We start from the raw sequence: 22,160 nt of genomic DNA, 5'->3' as shown, positions 1-22,160 counted from the left end.
CCGCCGTCATCGAGTTCGCGCGCCACCAGCGCAGCGACGGCCGGCTGACAGTCTGGCTATTCGCATTCGCGACCGCCGTTGGCGCGACGCAGTTGCTCGCGCTGCTGGGCTGGTTCGACGCCGGCAACGCGCGCCAGATCGCTGCGCGCGGCAGCTTGTCGGGCGCGGCCATCGGCGGTGCGCTGTTCGGTATGGGCATGATCCTGGCGCGCGGCTGTGCGAGCCGGCTGCTGGTCCTGGCGGCGCAGGGCAATTTGCGCGCGCTGCTCTCGGGGCTGATTTTCGCCGTCACCGCGCAGTCGGCACTGACCGGCGCGCTGTCGCCGCTGCGCGAGACGATCTCCGCCTGGTGGACCATAGACGGCGGTGGCGCGCGCGACCTGATCGCCCGCACGGGCATCGGCCATGGCGGCGCGTTGCTGTTCGCCGGCGTCTGGCTCGCCGCCGCGGTATTCTGGGCACGGCGCCAGCACGTGGGCGCCTGGGGCTGGGGCGGCGCCATTGGCGTCGGTCTGGCCGTGGCAGCGGGGTGGTGGTTCACCTACGCGGTTTCGCGGCTCGCCTTCGATCCCCATCCCATCCAGTCACTGAGCTTCACCGGGCCGTCGGCCGAGCTGTTGAGCCGCGTGCTCTTCGTCAGCGACAGGCCGCTCTCCTTCGACATGGGCATGCTGCCGGGCGTGGTGCTGGGCGCCTTCGTCGCCGCAGCGATGTCAGGCGAGCTCAAGCTGGAAGGCTTCCAGGGCGGCGCCAGCATGCGCCGCTACATCGTCGGCGCCGTCTGCATGGGCTTCGGCGGCATGCTGGCCGGCGGCTGCGCCGTGGGCGCGGGGCTGTCAGGTGCAGCCGTCTTCACGGCGACAGCTTGGGTCACGCTGTTCGGCATCTGGGCCGCCGCAGCACTGACAGACCGCCTGCTCGACCAGCAGGGCGCGCAGGGGGCGGTGCCGTGAAGCACTGGATCGCACTGGCGCTGCTTTGGGCGGGTGCCGTCTGGGCCGCCCCGCTGCGGCTGCACCCTGTTGCGACCAACGTCTGGTTCGCACAGGGTGAGGCAGCCCTGGGATCGACCGAGAACCGCAACTTCATCTCCAACGCGGGTGTCGTTGTCACGCCAGCAGGTGTCGTCGTCATCGACGCGCTCGGCTCCCCCGCGCTGGCCGAGGAGCTGCTGGAAGCCATCCGGGCCATTACGCCGCTGCCGGTGCGCTATGTCGTCTTGACGCATTACCACGCCGACCACATTTACGGACTGCAGGTCTTCAAGGACCGCGGCGCCACCGTGATCGCGCACCAAGCCGGCCGCGACTACCTTCAATCCGACACGGCGCTTCTGCGGCTGCAGGCCAGCCGCGAGGCACTGGCGCCATGGATAGACGCAAGCACGCGCCTCGTGCCGGCGGACCGCTGGATAGACGGCGACATGACGCTTGAGCTGGGCGGCGAACGCCTGCACATCCGGCGTGTCGGACCAGCCCACACGCCGGAGGACCTGACCATCTTCGTCGAAGGCCCGCGCGTGCTGTTCGCGGGCGACCTCGCCTTCCGCGGCCGCATCCCCTATGTCGGCCAAGCCGACAGCCGCGGCTGGATCGCCGCACTGTCAACACTGATCGACGCCACCCCCGCCGTCATCGTGCCGGGCCACGGACCAGCCTCGACGGAGGCGCTCGCCGACTTGAAGCTGACGCGCGACTACCTGCAGTACCTGCGCGACACCATGGGCCGCGCCGCCGCCGCGATGACACCTTTCGATGAAGCCTACGCCGACACCGACTGGACGGCCTTCCAGCACCTGCCGCTGTTCGGCGCGGCGAATCGCATGAACGCCTACAACACCTATCTGCTGATGGAGCGCAGCGAGCCGTGAGCCGCTGGACTGTGCTGGCAGGTCTGCTGGTGCTGGGCGCCGCGCAGGCCGACCCGGACGCCGCCGCGCCGTTCGCGCGCTGCCCAGGCGGCGCTCCCAAGGCCGACGTCCAAGGCCGACCCATTGACGCCGACTTCTGGCGCCGCGGACCGGTGCTGGCCGTCTTCTGGTCGGTGGACTGCGGTTTCTGCCAGCGCCACAACGCCAGCCTGGACCGGCTGTTGCGCGAGCGTCCCGGCAGGGCCGTGCTGGGCGTTGCGGTGGACGGAGACCCTGAAGCCGTGCGCCGTGCCGTCGAACGCCGCGGCTACGGATTTCCCGTCATCATGGACGGCACCGGCGACTGTGCCCTGCGGCCGCAGCTCACACCACGCCGCCTCGTGCCCATGACCTGCTGGCTGGGTGATGCGCCGACCCAGCCGCGCTGCATTCCCGGTGAGATGAGCGACGACGATCTGCGCGGCCTGTTGCGGGATCAGGCTCGATCCAGCCGCCACTCCTGATAGCGCAGCCCCAGCCAGGCGCCCACCAGCATGGCCGCCAGCGCGAGGAAGCTGCCCAGCGACAGCGTCGACACCCCCGTGATGCCCTGCCCCAGCGTGCAGCCCATCGCAACAATGCCTCCAACGCCCATGCAGACGGCGCCCACCAGATTCAAGCCCAGGTCGCTGACGTTGCCGAAGCCTTCCCAGCGGAAGCTACCGTCGCGCCAGGCCATCAGCCCTGCACCGACGACAATCCCGGCCACGCTCACGATGCCTAACGTCAGCGTCTTGGACTGGTCGCTGAACATCAGGAGCCAGTCCAACGCATAGGCAATAGGCGCGATGGTGCTGAGCGACTCCATGTGACGCGAGTTCGTCGCGAGATAGACCGGCTCCAGCGTGCGCGGGTCCTCGGGCAGGAAGCCCAAGTGGCCGGACACCCACCACAGGGCGGAAATCACCGCCCCGACACCCGCCCCGGCAAGCACGATCTCCGGCGCGCGCCCATCGCGCGGAACCAGGGCCCAGGCCAGCAACGCCGCTGCCACTACCGCGGCCAGGCCCAGCCCCCAGGCCGCGGGGCTGCCGGACACACTGCTCGCCAGCAGACCCGGCAGCGCCTGCCCAGCCGGGATCTCGACGAAGACCTTTTCCACCGTCGCGACGCGCAGCACCGCCGTCAGGCCACGCAGCGTCGCCCCGGCCGCGATGGCCGCGACCACGAGCACCACCAGCGACTTCAGGTTGCCCCCGCCAAGGCGCACAAGATTGCGGCTGATACAACCGGATCCCAACACCATGCCAAAGCCGAAAAGCACCCCGCCCACGATGGCCGACAGCCACAGCAGGCGCGGCCCGGTGTAGATGCTGCCCGCCGGGTCCACCAGGCCCAGCGCTACCAGGACATTGAAGCCCAGCATCGCGACAGCCACCGCGACGATCCACATGCGGGCGCGCCGCCAGTCACCCATTGCGTAGACGTCGGAGACGGCGCCCATCGTGCAGAAGCGGGTGCGCTGGCACAAGGCGCCAAACAGGACCGCCAGGCCGAACGCTGCGCCTAGCACCTGGTGCGTGAGGGCGGGCAAGCTCGATTCATCCATGGGCAGGCGCTGCAAGAGTTCCGAAAGCTGCATTCTCCATTCCCTGCGGCACACATCGGCGCTTGCTGATACAGTGATTTTCCTGCCCCACCCACTCACCGCAGCGATGAACGCCGCCCCCGAGGAAGATCGCGTTTTCGAGTCCGCCGCAGAACTCTTCGGCGTGCTGGCCACGCCGATCCGGCTCAAGATCATCAGCGCCGTCTGCAACGGCGAGCGCAACGTGTCGGAACTGCTGGAGCAGATCCAGACCACCCAGCCCAACATGTCCCAGCACCTATCCACGCTCTACCGTGCCGGCGTCCTGGGAAAGCGCCGCGAGGGCACGCAGATCTACTACCGGCTGCAGAGCGAGAAGGTCGCCATGCTGTGCCGCGCCGTCTGCACGCAGCTTGCCGTGGAGCTGGACGGCGACGAGTCGGTGCCGACCGAGGAGCGCCTGCTCGTCGGCGGCCTGCGTTGACCGCCATGTCCCGGCTGGACCGCCGCCGCTGGTGCCGTAGCGTGGGCGCAGCGTTGGCGCTGGGCCTGGGTGGGCCCCAGGTCCGGGCGGCCGAGCCGCTGAAGCATGTCCCGGCCGTCGGCGCCGCGCTTCGCCTGCCCGACGTGCCGTTGCTCGAGGGCGGCGAGTTCAAGGCCGGTTCGGCCCAGGGCCAGGTCGTCGTTGTTTACTGGTGGGCCAGCTGGTGCCCGTTCTGCGCCCAGGTCACGCCCTCCATTCAGAAGCTCTGGCGCGCGCATCGTGAGCGCGGCTTGATGGTGCTCGGGCTGTCCATTGACCAGGACCCCGCCGCAGCCAGGACCTACCGCGCCAAACGTGGCTACGACTTCCCCAGCGGCTGGGTCACCCCGGCCCTCGAGTCCGTGCTGCCCAGGCCCCAAGGCCTGCCCGTCACGCTGGTGCGTGGCCGAGACGGGCGCGTTGCAGCGGTCGAGATCGGCCAGGTCTTTCCCGAGGACATCGAACAGCTGGCCCGCTTCCTCTGAGGGATCTAGCGCGCGAAACGACGTCGTGCGTGCGTCGCAACTGAGCGTCGACCGCTGGATCGACAGCAGCAGAATGGCAGCGTTGCCCCCTTGGGTCTTGCATGGCGGAGGGGCGTGGACCGCGCTCGCTCGCCCGCCTGCGGCAACCGTCGACGTCTGCCCCGACAAGCGGCGCCGCACGGCCACGGTATGATTTCAATTGAGTTTGAAGTGGGCCGTTAGCTCAGTTGGTCAGAGCAGAGGACTCATAGCGAAAGTTGTGCACCGGGAGGCGAAAGCACCCGCGTGAATGGCGTCAAATTCGGTGAAACCTGACGGCCGCTGGCGGCGCAAGGCAATGCCGAGCCAAGCCCTTCGGGGAAGGTGTAGAGACTAGACGGCGCCCGCCTAAGTGCATTGCGCATATGGCGAAGGCATAGTCCAGGGAGGTCGGAAACGGCCGCAAACCGGAATCCTTTGGTCGCAGGTTCAAGTCCTGCACGGCCTACCATTTCAGCCCTCGAGGACGCTCCGCTCGCGCGGAACTCGGTCGGCCGCTCCCGAGCCGATGGGCTGGCCGTGTGCAGCGGGTGCCTGGCGCAGCGCTCGCAAGACGCACGCCGCCGGCCCTCAGCCACCAGGGCACGGCTTCGGGATCATGAACACAGCCGCGTTACGAGCGCTTTGCATGCAGCCCCCCCCTCTCACGAGGCTGGCATCCGGTGCATCGAACCCAGGCGGAAGAGCGGAGTAATCCCGGCCTTCGCCAGACCTTGATGCCCAGCGCTGGAGCGAGAAGCCAGGACAGGTCACTGCACGCGACGCGCAGGTCACCCTGCGGCCTGAATCATCGCTTGCGCAAGGCGGCATCAAGTTGGTCGACGATTTCCGCCCAGTCCGCGTCCTGAAGAATCTCCTCTTTCAGCAGGCTGGCTTGCGCTGAACTCCAGAACGGGGCATCGGCGAGCGAGACATCAGGCGCCAGCGGTCCATGCGTCTGCAGGAATCGATTGATGCCCACCTCATCGGCGGGAAGGCCAAGCTGCTTGAACAGATCGGAGAATTTGTGAACCGGGTTTTGCATCGTTCTGCTCCTCGCTACGGCCCCTGAATCACCCCTCGCCTGCGACGACCGCGCAATGCGTCGATGTGGCGCCTTCGTGCTGGTCGGAGAACGCGTCGGCGTGTCTCTCAGCGGCTGCAACGATATTGCCATAGCCGCTCGCGGCTGCACCGCGACCAGCCATGGCCCATCTGCAGGGATCGCGCTCGGGCAGTGCGCGGGGCGATTTTCGGCAGAACGCCGGGAAACTGTTCGTCGAACCCTGGGGTGCGCTTCAGGTGGCCGCGCTGGCCCGCCCACAGCAACCCGACGCCGCAAGCGTTTGCGCGGCTGGCCGCCTGCACAGGGACTGGTTGCGGAAAGCAAAGTGGCTTGCGCAATACCCCCCATGTGCGGACGATGCCAGGGCCGACCGACGACGTCGCATGCGCGGCATGAAGACTGGAGTTGAGATGAATGCCCTCACGCAAACACTCATCAATGCTGCCCCAGGGCTGATGGGCGAACTCGAGTCCCTCTACAAGGACATTCACAAGCACCCTGAGCTGTCGATGCAGGAGGTGCGGACGGCAAAGATTGCCGCAGATGCGATGGAGGCTCTCGGCTATGCGGTCACCCGCAACGTCGGCAAAACTGGCGTCGTGTGCGTCATGGATAACGGCAGCGGTCCCGTTGTGATGCTTCGTGCGGACATGGACGCGCTACCGATGGCGGAGAACACCGGTTTGCCCTATGCCAGCACCGTGACGGCCCGCGACGCCGATGGCATCGAAGTGGGCGTCGCGCATTCTTGCGGGCATGACATGCACGTGACTTGGCTCATCGGTGCGGCGCGGCTCCTGGCCACGAATCGCGACGCTTGGCACGGAACGCTGCTGATCGTCTTCCAGCCTGGCGAAGAAACGGCCGAAGGTGCCAGGGCGATGGTGAACGACTGGGACGAGGGTCGCTTTCCCAAGCCGGACATCATCCTTGGCCAGCACGTGATGGTCGGAGAGGCCGGCACTGTGACCTACCGCCCCGGCGTCACGCTCTCTGCAGGTGACAGCCTCAAGATCAAGCTGTTTGGCCGAGGCTCCCACGGCTCTCAGCCGCAGACCTCCATCGACCCCGTCATCATGGCGGCGGCAACCACACTGCGCCTGCAGACCATCGTCTCGCGGGAAGTGGCGCCCACCGAGCCCGCCGTGCTGACGATTGGTTCCCTCCAAGCGGGCACCAAAGAGAACATCATTCCCGACGACGCCACCATCAAGCTGAACGTGCGAACGTTCAACGAGGACACGCGGGAATACATGCTCAAGTCGATCCGGCGGATCTGCTGTGCCGAATGCGACGCGTCTGGCGCAGAACGAGCGCCCGAGTTCTCGACGATCAACAGCTACCCGCTGACGGAGAACGATGCTGCTGCCACCGAAAAAGTTGCCGCCGCCTTCAACAGCGAGTTCGCAGAGAAGGTATCGCTTGCGCCTGCTCCCGCGTCTGCCAGCGAGGACTTCAGCGTTTTCGGGCGGAGCTGGGGGGTCCCCTACGTGTTCTGGTTCGTCGGCGGCACCGACCCGTCGATTTACACCAAGGCCCGGCAGGACAAGGCGATCAACAAGATTCCCAGCAATCACTCTCCCATGTTCGCACCTCAAATACACCCGACCCTTGAGACCGGCCTGAAGGCTATGCTCACCGCGGCGAGCGTCTGGTTGTGTGCCGAGGCTGCTGCTTGACGACGAGCGCCGCTTCGTAAGATGTCGCAGGTGGTGCGCAAGCGCTGCTTGCACCCACGAAGCGCCACGCGCCCCTACTTGCTGCATGAATCGAGCACATGAACGTCCATGACGTCGCCATCGCGAGCTTGAGCGACCATCGACTCTTCACGGTGCTGGACCTTGCCGGCACGTTCGCCTTTGCTATCAGCGGCGCAGCGGCGGCCAGAAGCCGCAACCTTGACTTGTTCGGCGTCATGGTCGTGGCTTTCGCCGTTGCCTGCGGTGGCGGTGTGGTGCGGGATCTGTGCATCGGGGCAGTGCCACCGGCCGGATTGGCGGACTGGCGCTACCTGCTCGCCGCCATGTGCGCTGCCTGGATGACGATCCTGGCGAACAAGCTGGTCAAGCGGCTGGCCAACCCTGTGATCTTCTTCGATTCCCTCGGCTTGGGCTTGTTCGCGGTGACGGGCGCCCAGAAGGCATTGATCTTCGGCCACAACTCAGAAGTTGCGTTGCTGCTGGGGGTTGTCTCAGCCGTCGGCGGTGGGGTGATACGCGATGTCCTGCTGAACCGAGTCCCGGTGATCCTGCGTCGGGAAATCTACGCGTCGGCTGCCTTGGTGGGGGCCACAATTGCCGTGGCAGGGGATCGCCTGGGATGGGACCCGACCCTTCGTACCTGGGCCGCGCTGATCGCATGCTTCACGGTGCGATACCTGTCACTGCGCTACAAGTGGAACCTTCCGCGCCTTTCCGACGCACAGGATCCACCGGCAGGTTAGGTTCGAGGCGGGCCTGCGGCGCATCCTCCGACGGTATCTTCGGTCGGGGAATCGAGCAGCCGGTTCAGTACGCCACTCGGATGAGGTGAGCGTTGGCTCGTTCAAGGGTTGCCACCCAATGCATCTTCTTGCGCGCTGTCCCTGGCGCCCTAACGTGCTCGGGCCTGCAACGCCTCAACATCACAGCCTGCCTGAATGAACCAGCGTTTCCCTCACGCCCCCCCGGCTGGAGGCGACGAATTCCCGTCAGCGCTGGGACAGCGCCTGCCCCACCATGCGCGACGTGATGTCGACAATCTGGATCATGCGGTCGTAGGCCATGCGCGTGGGGCCGATCACGCCCAAGGTGCCCACTACCTGGCCGTCAACCTCGTACGGCGCAGACACGATGGACAGCTCCTCGTAGGGGACCACCTGGCTTTCGCCGCCGATGTAGATGCGTACGCCTTCGGCGCGGCTGGAGGTGTCCAGCAGGCGCATCAGCTGCGTCTTCTCCTCGAACAGGTCGAACAGGCGACGCAGGCTCCCCATGTCGTGGCTGAAGTCCTGCACCGTCAGCAGGTTGCGCTCGCCGGAGACGACCACGCGCTCCTCCTCCTGGGCCATGGCATCGCTGCCGACCTGCACGGCCGCACTCATCAATTGCGCGATCTCGCCGCGCAGCGCGTCGACTTCGTGACGCAGGCGCTCGCGCACGGCCTCCAGCGTCAGGCCCGCATAGCCGGCGTTCAGGCGGTTGCTGGCCTCGGCCAACTCGGCCTGGCTGAGGTCGCGGGCGGTGAAGATGACGCGGTTCTGCACGTCGCCATCGGGCGACACGAGGATGACAAGCACACGGCGCTCACCCAGTCGAAGGAACTCGATGTGGTGGAAGACGCTCGGCTTCTTGGGCGACGTGACGACGCCCACGAAGCTGGACAGGTTGGACAGCATCTGCGCCGCGCTGGCGATGACGCGCTGGGGCTGGTCGGGCTGAAGCTGGGCCGTTTCCACACCGATGAGACCGGGCTGGGCGGTCAGCATGGTGTCGACGAACAGCCGGTAGCCGCGCGCGGTCGGAATGCGGCCAGCACTGGTGTGGGGACTAGCGATGAGGCCGAGCTCTTCCAGGTCGGCCATCACGTTGCGGATGGTGGCCGGACTGAGCTCAAGGCCCGAGGCCTTGGACAGGGTGCGCGAGCCGACCGGCTGGCCGTCCGCGATGTAGCGTTCGACCAGGGTCTTCAGCAGGGATTTGGATCGCTCGTCGAGCATGGCTCCCATTCTAGAAACCCCCGAGTTCTCCCATGACGGGCAAAACCCCTGTGGTGTAATTTGTCGCATGGCCGAGCGCTTCAGACATGTCGCCATCGTGGGCAAGCATCAGGCGCCGGGCATCAAGCCGGTGCTGGAGGAGATTGCCCAGTTTTTGTGCAGCCAGGGGCTGGACGTTTCGCTGGAGGCGGACACGGCGCAGAACACCGGACTGACGGGGTATGAAGCCCTGTCGCACGAAGAGCTGGGCCGGGCCTGCGACCTGGCCGTGGTCGTTGGCGGCGATGGCACCATGCTCGGTTTTGCGCGCGAAATGGCGCGGCATGGCATTCCGCTGGTAGGCATCAACCAGGGGCGCCTGGGCTTCATCACAGACATCCCGTTCGAGCGCTGGCGCGAGTCGCTGGCGCCGATCCTGGCCGGAGACTACGAGGTCGAGCCGCGCGCCATGCTGGAGGGTGAAGTCTGGCGCGACGGCGAGTCCATCTTCTCGGGCCAGGCCCTCAATGACGTGGTGCTCAGCCGCGGCCAGACGGCCAGCATGATCGAACTGCGCATCCATGCCGGCGGCCAGCTCGTCGCCAGCATCCGCGCCGACGGCATCATCGTCGCGACGCCGACGGGCTCCACCGCCTATTCGCTGTCCGCCGGAGGCCCCATCCTGCATCCCAGCATCGCCGGCTGGGTGTTGGTGCCCATCGCCTCGCACACCCTGTCCAACCGCCCCATCGTGCTGCCCGACCTTGGCGAAGTGAGCCTGGAGATCGTCGCCGGCCGCGACGCCTCGGTGAATTTCGACATGCAAAGCCTCGCCAGCCTTTTGCACGGCGACACCATCAACGTGCGGCGCAGCAAGCACCAGATCCGGTTCCTCCACCCCAAGGGCTGGAGCTATTACGCGACGTTGCGTCGCAAATTGCGTTGGTACGTCTAGAGCCTGACCCATGTTGCGGCATCTGAGCCTGAAGGATTTCGTCATCGTCCCCACGCTGGAGCTCGACTTCGAGCCCGGCTTCGCCGTGCTGACTGGGGAAACTGGCGCCGGCAAGTCCATCCTCATCGACGCGTTGCAATTGGCACTGGGCGGCCGGGGCGATGCCGGCGTCGTGCGCGAAGGTGCCGCCAGGGCCGAGATCTGCGCCGAGTTCGACACGCCGCCGCACCTGCGCGCGTGGTTGGACGAGGCGGGCTTCGATACCTCGGGGACGTCCGAGGACGCCCTGCTTTTGCGCCGCGTCATCGACGCCGCCGGAAAGAGCCGCGCCTGGATCAACGGGGGTGCAGCCACGCTCACACAGCTGCGCGAACTGGCCGACCACTTGCTCGATATCCACGGTCAGCACGCCTGGCAGGGCCTGACCCGCCCAGCCGCCGTGCGCGAGCTGCTGGACGGCTTTGCCGGCCTGGACACGGCGCCGCTGGCCCGCGCCCATGCCGCCTGGAAACAGGCCGCCGAGATGCTGGCCAAGGCCCGCGGCCAGCAGGCCGACGCGCTGCGCGAACGCGAACGCTTGGCCTGGCAGATCGGCGAGCTGGAAAGCCTCGCTCCGGCAGAAGGCGAGTGGGAGGAGCTCAACGCCGAGCACGGACGCCTGTCGCACGGCCAGTCTCTGATCGATGCGGCCCGGTCAGCCCTGGACGCACTGGACGAAGCCGAACCCAGCGCGCAATCGCTGGCTGGCGGCGCGCTGGATCAGCTTGAGCGCGTGCTCGACCACGACTCCCGCCTGCTGCCCGCGGTGCAGGCGCTGCGCGACGTGCAGGCCCAGTTGCAGGACGCCAGTCACACGCTGTCGACCTATCTGCACAAGGCCGACCTCGACCCCGCCCGCCTGGCCGAGCTGGACGAACGTGTGTCCGCATGGATGACACTCTCGCGCCGCTATCGCCGCCAGCCGCAGGAGCTACCCGCTCTGCTCGCGCAGTGGCGCGCCGAGCTCTCAGAGCTCGACGCCGCCAGTGACCCGGCACTGCTCGAAGCGACCCTGGCCGCCGCGCGCCAGGCCTTCGACGACGAGGCCCGCGCCGCCAGCAGCGCTCGAGCCAAGGCGGCGCCCCAGCTCGCCGCCGCCGTCACGGCGGCGATGCAGCAGTTGGGCATGGCCGGCGGACAGTTTGACATCGCGCTGAACGCTACTGACGGCCCGCAGAGTTTCGGCCTCGAGTCCGCCGAGTTCCTCGTCGCCGGCCATGCCGGAAGCACGCCGCGAGCGCTCGCCAAGGTCGCCTCGGGCGGCGAGCTGTCGCGCATCGCGCTGGCCATCGCCGTGACCACCAGCCAGGCCGCCAACGGCAATGCGCCCGGCACGCTGATCTTCGACGAGATCGACGTCGGTATCGGTGGGGCCGTCGCCGAGACGGTGGGCCGCCTGATGAAGCAGTTGGGCCATTCTGCCGACGGCCGACGCCAGGTGCTGGCCGTCACCCACCTGCCCCAGGTTGCCGCCTGCGCGGACCGTCACCTCGTCGTCGCCAAGAGCCTGCAGGACGGCGCAACGGCCAGCCGCGTGGCACCAGTCAACGGCGAAGCTCGCATCGCCGAAATCGCCCGCATGCTGGGCGGCGAACGACTGTCCTCCACCAGCCTCGCCCACGCGCAGGAGATGCTGGACGCATCCACCGCCACGAAACCTCGCAAGGCCAAGTCATGAACATGGACACCGAACTGCAGGGCGACGTCGTGCTGCTGACCGGCATGTCCGGCGGCGGCAAGTCCGTCGCCATGCATGCGCTGGAGGATGCCGGCTATTTCTGTGTCGACAACCTGCCGGCCGAGCTGCTGCTGGACTTTCTGAAGCTGGAGCAGCAGCGCGGCGAACGCCGCGTCGCTATCGCCGTGGACGTGCGCTCCTCCGGCTCGCTGCCCCTGCTGCTGCCGCTGATCAAGGACCTGCGCGCCGCTGGCGTGGCCGTGCGCTCCGTGTTCCTCGACGCCAGCAACGAGGCGCTGATGCGGCGTTTCTCCGAGACGCGCCGCCCCCATCCGCTGCGTGAGGACCGCGACACCAGCTTCGGCACGTTGGACGGCAGCGCCGACGACAGCCATCGCCTTCTGCTCGACGCCATCAAGCTGGAGCGCGAGCTGCTCGGCGGGCTCAAGGCCGAGTCCACGGTCATTGACACCAGCCAGCTGCGCCCGGCCCAATTGCGCGCCTGGCTGGCTGACCTCGTCGGGCCCAACGCCGGCGCCAAGCTGACGCTGGTGTTTGAGAGCTTCGCCTTCAAGCATGGCGTTCCCAGCGACGCGGACTTCGTCTTCGACGTGCGCGTGCTGCCCAACCCCTACTATGACCGTGAGCTGCGACCGCTGACCGGCCGCGACGCGCCGGTGGCCGCCTATCTCGCAGCCCAGCCCGAGGTTGGTCTGATGATGGGGCAGATCGCCGGCTTCCTGTCACGTTGGTTGCCCAACTTTGCGGCCGACCAGCGCAGCTACCTGACCGTCGCCATCGGCTGTACGGGTGGCCAGCACCGCTCGGTCTATCTTGTCGAGATGCTGGCGCGCCAGTTCAGCCACCACGGCCACGTGCTGAAGCGCCACCGCGAGCTGGACGCACGCTAGTTTCAGAATATTTGTTCTAGACAGAATGTTCTAGAACGACTATTCTGAAACCATGAAGCCCACTCCCCCCCCTGCGGCTCGGCCCACGGCCGCCGAACTGGACCTGTTGCAGGTGCTGTGGCAGCTCGGCGCCGCAGACGCCAAGGCCGTCCACGAGGCCTTGCTGCCCGAGCGCCCCGACGCGAGCTATGCCACCGTGCTGCGCCAACTACAGGTCATGCACAGCAAGGGCCTGCTGAGCCGCGACGAAAGCCAGCGCCCGCAGGTCTATGCGCCGGTGCACGCCCAGGACAAACTGCAGCAGTCCCTCGTCAGGGACTTCATCGCCAAGGCCTTCGCCGGCTCGGGCAAGGCCCTGGTGCTGGCTGCACTGAAGAGCCATGTGAGCGCCAAGGAACGAGCGGAGATTCGCCAACTGCTGGCCAGGAATGGGGACGAAACATGAACCTGGACCTCGCTATCAACGCCTGGGGCTGGGCCTTGCTGAACTTCGTCTGGCAGGGCGCCCTCGTCGGCGCCGTGGCCGCCTTGCTGCTGGCCCTGTTGCGTGGCGCCTCGGCGCGCTGGCGCTATGCCGTCTGCGCCGCCAGCCTCGGGCTGTGCCTGGGCGTGCCGCTGGCGCAATGCCTGGACCTGTCGCCCACGGAGACTGAGTTCGTCGGCGAACTGTCGGCGCTGGCCGAGCAGATGCCGGCGCTCGTCAGCGCCTGGGCGCTGGGCACGGCGCTGATGCTGGGCCGCCTCGCGCTGGGCCTGGTCTGGGTTGGCCGCGCGCGGCGCCGCAGCACGCCGGCCCCCGCCGAATGGCAGGCACGGCTGGACGCCCTGGCCCACCGCCTTGGCCTGCGCCGCGCGGTGGGTCTACGCCTGCTGCCCGAGCTGGCCAGCCCGATCACGCTGGGCTCACTCAGGCCCTGCGTGCTGCTGCCTGCGGCGCTGCTGAGCCGCCTGCCCGTGGAACTGCTCGAAGCGCTGCTGGCCCACGAGCTGGCCCATGTGCGGCGCTGGGACTATCTCGCCAACCTGCTGCAAAGCGCCGTCGAGGCCCTGCTCTTCTTCCATCCCGTTGTCTGGTGGCTCTCGGCGCGCATGCGACATGAACGCGAGCTGGTGGCCGACGAGATCTCGGCCGAGCTCGTCGGCGACTCCCGCCGCCTCGCGCTTGCCTTGCACGCCCTGTCAGAACTGGATCACTCTCCCATGCCCTCTTCCCTCGCCCTGGCCGCCCGTGGCGGCGACCTGCTCGCTCGCATCGAGCGCCTGCTCGCGCCCCGCCCCCAGGCCACCGGCTGGAAGCTTGCCCTGCCGGCCCTGCTGATCGCAACGACCAGCTTCGTCGTCCAGGCTCGCACCAAGGACGCGCCACGCGCCCCTGACACGCCCGCCGCAGCCGTCTCGGACGCCCCCGCCGTAACGCCGCCGCCCGCCCAACAGCTGCGTTTGCCGGTGAACGCCAAGCACGTCGTCGTCGTCGACGATGCGACCGGCAAGGTGCTGATGGCGCGCGACGCCGATGCCATCGTGCCCATTGCCTCGCTGACCAAGCTGATGACGGCCATGGTGGTGCTGGACGCCAAGCTGGACCCGACAGAGAAGCTGCGCATCACCGGCGACGATGTCGACACCCTCAAACACAGCCGCTCTCGCGTGCGCGTCGGCACCCAGATGAGCCGGCTGGCGGCGCTGGAGATGGCGCTGATGGAATCCGACAACCGCACAGCCGCCGCGCTGGCGCGGACCTTCCCAGGCGGCGAGGCCGGCTTCGCCAAGGCCATGCAGGCCAAGATCCACGCCCTGGGGCTGAAGCGCACGGCCATCACCGACCCGACCGGCCTGTCGCCGGCCAACACGTCGACGGCCACTGAGATCGCCACCATCACGGCCGCGGCAGCACGCTATGGCGAGATCGAGCGCATCACCAGCGTCAGGAAGGCACAGGTGCCGGTCGACGGCCGCCCCCGCGAGATCCGCAACACCAACCGCCTGGTGGGCGCCAAGGGCTGGAACATCCGAGTCTCCAAGACTGGCTACACCGAGGAGGCCGGACGCTGCCTGGCAATGCGCATCCTCAACGGCAAGCGGCCTGTTACCGTCGTGCTGCTCGACGCCGATGGCTCCGCCAACCGCCTGCGCGACGCAGCCCTGATCCGCAAGTCGCTGGCCCAGCGGGCATCATGAAGCGCCGCCATCTGCTGGCGGCGTGCGGCGGCGCCGTCGCACTGCCCGCCCGGGCGCTGGACTTCGCATCGCCGCCCTTCCCCACGGCCATGCGCGTGAGTACGGACCGCATCGTCGACATCACCGTGGGCATCCGCCCCTTCCGTGCGCAGGGCCCACGCATCGAGGCCGAGAAGCGCTTTGGCAAGACGCTGATCCACCACTACGGCCACGGCGGCAGCGGCTGGTCGCTGTCCTGGGGTTCGGCCCAGCGCGCGCTGGCGCTGCTGCAGGCCGGCGGCGCTAACGCCGGCGAGCGCATCGCCGTCATCGGCTGCGGCGCCATCGGGCTGACGACGGCGCGCACGCTGCAGCAAGCGGGCTACAAGGTGCGCCTCTACGCCAAGGACCGCCCGCCGCTGGTGCATTCCTCGGCGGCGACGGGCCTGTGGACACCGGACTCGCGGGTCGTCACGAACGAACACGCCAGCGAGGCCTGGATAGCCGGCTGGGAAGCCATGGCGCGGGCGTCGTTCAAGGTGCACCAAGGCTATCTCGGCCTGCCCTCCGGGCCGGTCGAATGGCATGACGGCTATCTGGTGGCCGATGAGGACTTCAATGCCCCACTGGCCGGCCATGTCGGCGAACCCGACTACCCCGACCTCGCTGACCGCATCGCAGACCTGCGGCCGCAGGGCAAGGCGCTGGCGAGCGGCGAGCACCCTTTCCGCACATCCCATGTGCGCCGCTTCACCCAGCTCGTCTTCAACATCCCCGCCTACCAGCGCCTGCTGCTGGAGGATTTCGCCCGCGACCGCGGCGAACTGGTGCAGCACGAGTTCCGCTCGCCACGCGAATTCGCGCAATTGCGGGAGAAGCGCATCGTCAACTGCACGGGCGATGGCGCCCGCGCACTGTTGGGAGAGACCAGCATGACGCCGGTGCGCGGCCAGACGGCCCATCTCGTGCCACAGACCGAGGTGAACTACGCGCTGATCTACCGCGGCCAGAACGTCGTCGCACTGCCGCGCCGCGACGGCCTGCTCATCGCCGCCATGGGCGAACACGATTTCGGCAACGACGATCTGCGCCCCGACCGTGGGCATTCGGAAGACGCCGTGCGGCGCCTCGCGCGGCTGTTCTAGAAAGTCTCCCAGTCGCCTTCGGCCCCGCTGGGCGCAGGGGCGGTGGGCCGGGGTGCCGGCGCGGCAGCGATGGTCGGCGCGGGCCGGTTCGCGACGACAGCGGGCTTGGCCGCTGGTTTCACGACGGCCTTCACTGCGGCTTTGCTCATCTTGGGCTTGGCCGGCTTCGGAGGCGCCACGGTCAGCCGTGGCGCAGCTGGCCTGGGCGCGCTGCGCGGCGCCGCCTGTGCAGTGGAGGTGTCGACGCGGAAGGCCGCCACGGCTTCGGACAGCTTGGCCGTCTGCATGCGCATGCTCTCGGCCGCCGCCGCGGTCTGCTCCACCAAAGCCGCGTTCTGCTGCGTCGCCTGATCGAGCTGGCTGACCGCAGCGTTGATCTGCCCCACGCCTTCGGACTGCTCGCGGCTGGACACCGTGATCTCGCCAACCAGGTCGGTCACCTTGCGGACCTCATTGACCATCTGGCCGATCGTCTCGCGCGCGGCCAGCACCTGGGCGCTGCCGCTCTCCACCTTGCCGACACTGTCACCGATCAGGCTCTTGATCTCCTTGGCCGCCTCTGCGCTGCGCTGGGCCAGCAGGCGCACCTCGCCCGCGACGACGGCGAAGCCGCGGCCCTGCTCGCCAGCGCGGGCAGCCTCCACCGCCGCATTCAGCGCCAGGATGTTGGTCTGGAAGGCGATGCCGTCGATGGTGCCGATGATGTCGGAAATCTTGCGGCTGGACTCTGAAATCGCATCCATCGTCGTGACTACCTCGCCCACCGCCGTGCCGCCCGCGCCGGCCACTTCAGAGGCATGGTTGGCGAGCTGGTCGGCCTGACGGGCGTTGTCCGCATTGGCCTTGATCTGCGCAGCCATCTGCTCGACGGAGGCGGCCGTCTCTTCAAGGCTCGACGCTTGGCTCTCGGTGCGGGCCGACAGATCGGCATTGCCTTGCGCGATCTCGGCCGCCGCGACGTTGAGCTGGTCGCAGCCTTGGCGCACACCGGACACCATGCGCGCGAGGTTCTGCGTCATCTCGTCCAGCATGCTCAACAACTGGCCGAGCTCGTCGCGCGAGCTGCTGTGCACGCGCTGTGTCAGGTCGCCGCCGGCCACGGCCTTGACGACATCGGATGCAAGCTGCACCGGGCGGGTGATGGAGCGGGTGATGAGCATCGCCGCAGCCACGCCCAGCGCCAGGGCCACCAGCGAGGCGATGGCGAACGTCCACAGCACACGCCGGTAGGCCGCCTCGGCGGCGGCGGTCGTGGCGTTGGCCAGCCGCTCGTTGTAGGCCCACCATTTGTCGACCGCCTCGCGCACTGGCGTGAAGGCCGCACGAGCCACGCCGAAGGTCATCTCCCTGGCCGCCGTGCCCTGCGTGGGATCGGATGCACTGTCGCTGGATGCCTTCAACACCTTGTCTTGTACGGCGAGGTAAGCGGTCAGGCCTTCGCCGACTTTCTTCAGCAGCGCCCGGTCCTCGTCGTCGGTCACCAGCGGCTCGTACTCCTTGAGACGCTTCTGCAGGTCGCCACGCGCCTTGACGATACGCTCGCCGAGCGACTTCTTCTCCTTGTCGTCGTCGGTCAGGATGTGCTGCTGCTCCAGCCGTCTCGCGTCGGAGATGGCGCCATCGATCTGGTGGATGTTCCGCAGCGACGGCAGGATGTTGCCGGGGTAGTACTCGGCGTAGTAGTTGATCGACTTCGCCAGCAGAGCCCCACCGCCGGCCATCGCCAGCATGAGCACCAGCAATACGAAGAAGGCAAGGCCAAGCCGCGCCCCAACGCGCAGGTTCTTCAATGCATCCACGGCTGTCTCCCCTTCGTCGTTGTGCCGTGGAACTTTGCCTTTTCCGCCTCAGACAGGCAATGCGGCCGGCCGTGAAGACTGCACGATGTCAGCTTTCCGCTGCATCGGCCTCGCTGAGCAACAACGCCAGCAGTACTGCCGTGCCGATGGGCATGAAGATCACCACGGCGATGAACCAGGGCCAGAAAGCTCGCCCCGTGCGCCGCACGAGCTGCATCATGAAGACGCAGTGCATGGCGCCGGCCACGATGAGGCCCAGGCCGGAGATCGCGAGCAGGCCGGCCGGCGGTTCGCCGTCTTGCGTGCTGCTGATGAGCTGCCACAGGCAGAAGCCGGCGATGACCAGGGTGATCAGCGCGTACTCGATGCCACTCTTGATGTGGGCTTTCATGTCAGTGCCGCCCGGCCGCCGACAGGCGCTGGCAGGCCCCGTCGTGGGCGGCGATCGTGTTGAGCGCGAGGGCCTTCGTCAGCTTTCATCGATCAGCTTCTTCAGAGGTGCCGGCAGGGCGTAGTCCGCGAGTTTCTCCCGAGCGACCCAAGTGCCACCAGGCAGGTTTCCCTCGGGTGCCTCGACCCGCATCGTATGCAGCACCCAATCGAAATGCGTCAGCGCATGCTCGATGCGCGGCAGCGTCTCCAGCACGGCGCCGGGCAGGGCCGCACGCGCACCGGCCTCGTCGTGGTACATCGGCAGCGTCCAAAGCCCAGCCCAGACACCGGTTGCCGGACGCTGCTGCAGCAGGATCTGCCCCCCGGCCTTCTCGAGCCACAGCCACCAGTTCTCGCGCCGGCCGCGCTTGAGCTTGCGGGTCTTGACGGGGTAGCGCGTCGGGTCGCCCGCCTGCTGGCCGCGGCACAGGGGCTGTACCGGACAGAGCAGACAATTGGGCGAGCGCGTCGTGCAGACCGTGGCGCCCAGGTCCATCAGTCCTTGCGTGTACCGATCCACATCCCGCTCGGGCAGCAGCTCGGTGGCGTGGTCCCAGAGCCTCCTCTCAGACGTGCTGCTGGCCAAGTCGCCGTCGAACGCGAGCACGCGACCCAGCACGCGCTTGACGTTACCGTCCAGGATGGCCACGCGCTCGCCGAAGCAGAAGGCGGCAATTGCCGCCGCCGTCGACCGCCCGATGCCCGGCAGCGACTGCAGCCCGGCCGCTGTGGGCGGAAAGGCGCCGCCATGAAGTTCGGCCACCGCCCTGGCACAGGCATACAAGTTGCGCGCGCGACTGTAGTAGCCCAGGCCCGCCCACTGGGCCAGCACCTCGTCCAGCGTCGCCGCAGCCAGATCCGTGACCTTGGGCCAACGGGTCAGGAAGCGCTCGTAATAGCCCAGCACCGTCACCACCTGCGTCTGCTGCAGCATGATTTCGGACAGCCAGACACGGTAGGGGTCGCGCGTGTTCTGCCAGGGCAGCGTATTCCGACCGTGCTTGCGCTGCCAGGCGACGACGGTCTTGCCGAAGTCCTCAGACAGGGCTGTCGGCCTCATCGTTTCTGGCATTGGGGGCAGAAGAAAGTGGAGCGCTGGCCCTGCACGATGCGCCGGATGGCGGTGCCGCATCGACCGCAGGCCTCGCCCTCGCGGCCATAGACCTGGGCCTGCATCTGAAAACTGCCAGCCACCCCATGGGCGTCGCGGAAGTCGCGCAGCGTCGTCCCGCCCGCTTCCACCGCCTGTCCCAGGACCTGGCGCACGGCGTCGACCAGCTTGTCGGAGCGCGGTCGGCTGAGCTTGCCGGCGGGAAGGCGCGGGTCGATACCCGCCATGAAGAGCGCTTCGCAGGCGTAGATATTCCCGGCGCCGACGACGATGTCGCCGGCCAGCAGGGCCTGCTTGACGGCCACACGCCGCCCGCTGAGCGCCGCGTGCAGGTGCCGGCCGTCGAAGCGCTCGTCGAACGGCTCCAGGCCGAGGCCGCCGAGCAGCGTCGCGACCGGTTTCGCCTCAAGCGAGGCCGCCCAGACGACAGCACCGAAGCGGCGCGGGTCGGTCAGTCGCAGCAGGCCGCGGTCGGTGTGCAGGTCGAAATGATCGTGCGCGCCGGGCGCGGGTGTCGTTTCGAGAAAGGCCAGCGAGCCCGACATCCCCAGGTGCATGAGCAGCCCGCCGCTGCTCTCGAGGGGAAGCCACAAATATTTACCCCTTCTTTGCACCTCGCCGACCCGGCTGCCGAGCAACTTTTCTGGGTCCACGCCAATCGGCCAGCGCAGCGGTTTTCCCAGGCGCAGCCCGGTCACCCACGCTCCGTGGATGGCGCCGGCAAAGCTGCGACGCGTGACTTCGACTTCAGGCAACTCGGGCATGGGGGCGAAATCATAATCAGGCCGTTGTTTGCCGGAGTCCGAATGCCTTTGCCTTTTCGCCGAGTGATGATCGCAGCCAGTCTGCTGGCCGCGCTGCAAGCCCACGCCCAGGAGGCGGCTGCGCCAGCCGTGTCCACCGAGGCGCCGATGAACTCGGCGATGGACGCACCTCTGTTCTATCAGCTGCTGATCGGCGAGATCGAGTTGCAGAACGGTCAGGCCGGAGTCGCCTTCCAGGTGCTACTGGATGCCGCGCGGCGCACGGCCGACGAGGAGCTGTTCAAGCGCGTCGTCAACATCGCCATCCAGGCCCGCGCTGGCGACCAGGCGCTGATGGCATCGCGCGCCTGGGCCGAGACGGTGCCAACCTCCAGCGAGGCGCTGCAGAGCACCGTGCAGCTGCTGGCCATGATGAACAAGCCCGCCGAGGTGCCGCTGCCGTTGTCGACGCTGCTGCGCATCGCGCCCGCGGCACAGCGCCCCGGCCTCATCCTCGCGCTGCCACGGCTGTTCCAGCGCTCGCCCGATCCCAAGGCAGTGCTCGCCGCCCTCGGCCCCGTGATGCGCGCCCAGAGCGGCCCGCTCCGTCCCCCGGCCCTCTACACCGAGGCGCGCCTGTCCCTCAATGCCGGCGACAACGCGCGGGCACTGACGCTGACCCGCGAGCTCAGCCAGGTCCTGCCGGACAGTGACGACGCGATGCAGCTCGCCGTTGACCTCTTGCCCGCCGAACCACAGGCTGAAAGCCTGATCACGGAGCGGCTGCAGCGCAAGCCCGACCAACATGCATTGCGCCAGGCCTATGGCCGCGCGCTGATCCAGGCCCAGCGCCCGGCCGACGCTGCGCGCGAATTCCGCCTGCTGACCGAGACCACGCCCGACAATCCCGCCCCTTGGCTGGCCCTTGGCGCGATCGAGCTGGAACTCAAGCGTCCGGCCGAGGCCGAGACCGCACTGCGCGAAGGCCTGAAGCGCCTGGACACGCCGGCCGCCGGCACCGATGCGGAAATCAAGGCCCGCGCCGACGGGCGCCGGCAGGCCTGGCTGATGCTGTCCCAAGCATCGGAGCAGCGCGGCGACCTGAAGGCCGCGGAGGCTGCACTGCAGAAGGTCGACAGCAACGGGCTGGACGTGCGTTACCGCCGCGCCAGCCTGCTGGCCCGGCAGGGCAAGGCAGCCGAAGCCCGCAAGCTACTGCAGCCTGATGCCGACGCCAGCGATGCCGATGCCCGCGCCATGCTTCTGGCGGAGGCGCAACTGATGCGCGAGCAGCGCGACTACGCGGCCTCGCTCAAGGTGCTCAAGACCGCGACGAACCGCTTCGGCAACGATCCCGACCTGATCTATGAGCAGGCCATGATGACCGAGAAGGTCGGCAAGTTCGACGAGATGGAATCCCTGCTCCGCAAGGTAATGGAGATCAAGCCTGACTACCACCACGCCTACAACGCATTGGGCTATTCACTGGCCGAGCGCAACCAGCGCCTGCCCGAGGCCAAGCAACTCATCGAGCAGGCGCTGAAGCTTGCGCCGGGCGAGCCCTTCATCGTCGACAGCCTCGGTTGGGTCGAATTTCGCCTCGGCAACCTGGCCGAAGCCACGAGGCTGCTGCGCCAGGCCCACGCCGGCCGGCCGGACGCCGAGATCGCCGCCCACCTCGGCGAAGTACTCTGGTCCAGCGGCGCACGGGACGAAGCGCGCAGCGTTTTCGCCGAGGCCGCGCGGCGCGACCCCAGCAACGAGGCGCTGCGCGAAACCCTCGACCGGCTGAAGGTCAAGCCGTGAGGTCGGCACTCGCCTGCCTCGCGCTGGCCGTCGCTGGCTGCGCACAACTGCCACCGACTCCTTCGATCGGGAGCGAAGCCCGGCTCAGCGGACGAATCAGTGTCACGGTCGCCGGCGACGTGCACAACCGCGGCACCGGCGGCGCGGCCAGCTTCGAACTTTTCGGCGGCCCCGAGGCC

21 protein-coding genes and 1 pseudogene are annotated in these 22,160 nt (G+C 68.0%); 15 read left to right on the top strand and 7 right to left on the bottom strand.

Going from position 1 to position 22,160, the window contains the following annotated elements:
- The 3 genes from VGF12_RS25880 to VGF12_RS25870 all read left to right on the top strand — a co-directional run.
- A partial coding sequence (locus VGF12_RS25880) for a YeeE/YedE family protein (protein ID WP_331178928.1) occupies positions 1-953 on the top strand: 953 nt, incomplete at its 5' end.
- Positions 950-1,870, top strand: coding sequence for an MBL fold metallo-hydrolase (locus VGF12_RS25875; RefSeq protein WP_331178927.1), 921 nt, complete (start codon positions 950-952; stop codon positions 1,868-1,870). The genes VGF12_RS25880 and VGF12_RS25875, both read left to right, overlap by 4 nt.
- Positions 1,867-2,373 carry a TlpA disulfide reductase family protein gene (locus tag VGF12_RS25870; protein ID WP_331178926.1) on the top strand — a complete coding sequence of 169 codons (507 nt, stop codon included), beginning with the start codon at positions 1,867-1,869 and terminating at the stop codon, positions 2,371-2,373. Before VGF12_RS25875 ends, VGF12_RS25870 begins: the two co-directional genes overlap by 4 nt.
- On the opposite strand, the gene VGF12_RS25865 is transcribed toward VGF12_RS25870, so the two are convergent.
- Positions 2,346-3,458 carry a YeeE/YedE family protein gene (locus VGF12_RS25865; protein ID WP_331178925.1) on the bottom strand — a complete coding sequence of 371 codons (1,113 nt, stop codon included), beginning with the start codon at positions 3,456-3,458 and terminating at the stop codon, positions 2,346-2,348. The genes VGF12_RS25870 and VGF12_RS25865 overlap by 28 nt on opposite strands.
- A gap of 106 nt (positions 3,459-3,564) precedes the next feature.
- Between VGF12_RS25865 and VGF12_RS25860 the strand changes: the two genes are divergently transcribed.
- Together VGF12_RS25860 and VGF12_RS25855 are read left to right on the top strand one after the other, a co-directional pair.
- Positions 3,565-3,921, top strand: a complete 357-nt coding sequence (locus VGF12_RS25860) for a metalloregulator ArsR/SmtB family transcription factor (RefSeq protein ID WP_331178924.1) — start codon at positions 3,565-3,567, stop codon at positions 3,919-3,921.
- 5 nt (positions 3,922-3,926) lie between these two features.
- Complete coding sequence (locus VGF12_RS25855; RefSeq protein ID WP_331178923.1) at positions 3,927-4,445, top strand: TlpA disulfide reductase family protein; 519 nt, start codon at positions 3,927-3,929, stop codon at positions 4,443-4,445.
- Positions 4,446-5,271: 826 nt separating this feature from the next.
- On the opposite strand, the gene VGF12_RS25850 is transcribed toward VGF12_RS25855, so the two are convergent.
- Positions 5,272-5,508, bottom strand: coding sequence for a DUF2789 domain-containing protein (locus VGF12_RS25850; RefSeq protein WP_331178922.1), 237 nt, complete (start codon positions 5,506-5,508; stop codon positions 5,272-5,274).
- Between the two features lie 431 nt (positions 5,509-5,939).
- Here VGF12_RS25850 and VGF12_RS25845 point away from each other — a divergent pair, with 431 nt between their 5' ends.
- Positions 5,940-7,208, top strand: coding sequence for a M20 family metallopeptidase (locus tag VGF12_RS25845; RefSeq protein ID WP_331178930.1), 1,269 nt, complete (start codon positions 5,940-5,942; stop codon positions 7,206-7,208).
- Between the two features lie 98 nt (positions 7,209-7,306).
- On the top strand, positions 7,307-7,972 hold the full coding sequence (locus tag VGF12_RS25840) for a trimeric intracellular cation channel family protein (protein ID WP_331178921.1): 666 nt from the start codon (positions 7,307-7,309) through the stop codon (positions 7,970-7,972).
- A gap of 246 nt (positions 7,973-8,218) precedes the next feature.
- Here the strand turns inward: VGF12_RS25840 and hrcA are convergent, their stop codons facing one another.
- Complete coding sequence (gene hrcA / locus VGF12_RS25835) at positions 8,219-9,226, bottom strand: heat-inducible transcriptional repressor HrcA (RefSeq protein WP_331178920.1); 1,008 nt, start codon at positions 9,224-9,226, stop codon at positions 8,219-8,221.
- Between the two features lie 67 nt (positions 9,227-9,293).
- Here hrcA and VGF12_RS25830 point away from each other — a divergent pair, with 67 nt between their 5' ends.
- Genes VGF12_RS25830 through VGF12_RS25805 form a run of 6 tightly spaced genes read left to right on the top strand, consistent with a single transcriptional unit; the run spans position 9,294 to position 16,090 of the window.
- Positions 9,294-10,160, top strand: coding sequence for an NAD kinase (locus tag VGF12_RS25830; protein ID WP_331178919.1), 867 nt, complete (start codon positions 9,294-9,296; stop codon positions 10,158-10,160).
- 10 nt (positions 10,161-10,170) lie between these two features.
- A complete protein-coding gene (gene recN / locus VGF12_RS25825; protein WP_331178918.1) occupies positions 10,171-11,877 on the top strand; it encodes a DNA repair protein RecN in 1,707 nt (568 codons plus the stop codon).
- A complete protein-coding gene (gene rapZ, locus VGF12_RS25820) occupies positions 11,874-12,788 on the top strand; it encodes an RNase adapter RapZ (protein ID WP_414710206.1) in 915 nt (304 codons plus the stop codon). Before recN ends, rapZ begins: the two co-directional genes overlap by 4 nt.
- Before the next feature lie 52 nt (positions 12,789-12,840).
- On the top strand, positions 12,841-13,233 hold the full coding sequence (locus tag VGF12_RS25815) for a BlaI/MecI/CopY family transcriptional regulator (protein WP_331178917.1): 393 nt from the start codon (positions 12,841-12,843) through the stop codon (positions 13,231-13,233).
- Entirely contained in the window at positions 13,230-14,966 is a 1,737-nt protein-coding gene (locus tag VGF12_RS25810; RefSeq protein WP_331178916.1) for a M56 family metallopeptidase, read from the top strand. The genes VGF12_RS25815 and VGF12_RS25810 overlap by 4 nt, the downstream gene beginning before the upstream one ends.
- Positions 14,963-16,090 carry an FAD-dependent oxidoreductase gene (locus VGF12_RS25805; protein WP_331178915.1) on the top strand — a complete coding sequence of 376 codons (1,128 nt, stop codon included), beginning with the start codon at positions 14,963-14,965 and terminating at the stop codon, positions 16,088-16,090. Before VGF12_RS25810 ends, VGF12_RS25805 begins: the two co-directional genes overlap by 4 nt.
- Here VGF12_RS25805 and VGF12_RS25800 read toward each other — a convergent pair.
- The 4 genes from VGF12_RS25800 to mutM form a co-directional block, all read right to left on the bottom strand.
- Entirely contained in the window at positions 16,087-17,889 is a 1,803-nt protein-coding gene (locus VGF12_RS25800; protein WP_331178914.1) for a methyl-accepting chemotaxis protein, read from the bottom strand. The genes VGF12_RS25805 and VGF12_RS25800 overlap by 4 nt on opposite strands.
- A gap of 88 nt (positions 17,890-17,977) precedes the next feature.
- Positions 17,978-18,280: a hypothetical protein gene (locus tag VGF12_RS25795; RefSeq protein WP_331178913.1), complete on the bottom strand. Its 303-nt coding sequence runs from the start codon at positions 18,278-18,280 to the stop codon at positions 17,978-17,980.
- A 78-nt stretch (positions 18,281-18,358) separates the two neighbouring features.
- Positions 18,359-19,381, bottom strand: a complete 1,023-nt coding sequence (gene mutY / locus VGF12_RS25790) for an A/G-specific adenine glycosylase (protein WP_331178912.1) — start codon at positions 19,379-19,381, stop codon at positions 18,359-18,361.
- Entirely contained in the window at positions 19,378-20,196 is an 819-nt protein-coding gene (gene mutM, locus VGF12_RS25785) for a bifunctional DNA-formamidopyrimidine glycosylase/DNA-(apurinic or apyrimidinic site) lyase (protein ID WP_331178911.1), read from the bottom strand. The genes mutY and mutM overlap by 4 nt, the downstream gene beginning before the upstream one ends.
- Before the next feature lie 66 nt (positions 20,197-20,262).
- Here mutM and VGF12_RS25780 point away from each other — a divergent pair, with 66 nt between their 5' ends.
- Positions 20,263-21,981, top strand: coding sequence for a tetratricopeptide repeat protein (locus VGF12_RS25780; protein ID WP_331178910.1), 1,719 nt, complete (start codon positions 20,263-20,265; stop codon positions 21,979-21,981).
- Positions 21,978-22,160, top strand: a pseudogene (locus tag VGF12_RS25775) (hypothetical protein); the annotation flags it as partial. The gene VGF12_RS25780 and the pseudogene VGF12_RS25775, both read left to right, overlap by 4 nt.

Origin of the sequence: Roseateles sp. (genome assembly GCF_036404855.1) — a bacterium.
Lineage (GTDB): Bacteria > Pseudomonadota > Gammaproteobacteria > Burkholderiales > Burkholderiaceae_C > Pelomonas.
The sequence above is the reverse complement of the archived record's forward strand: the minus strand, read 5'-3'. Positions and strand labels throughout refer to the sequence as shown.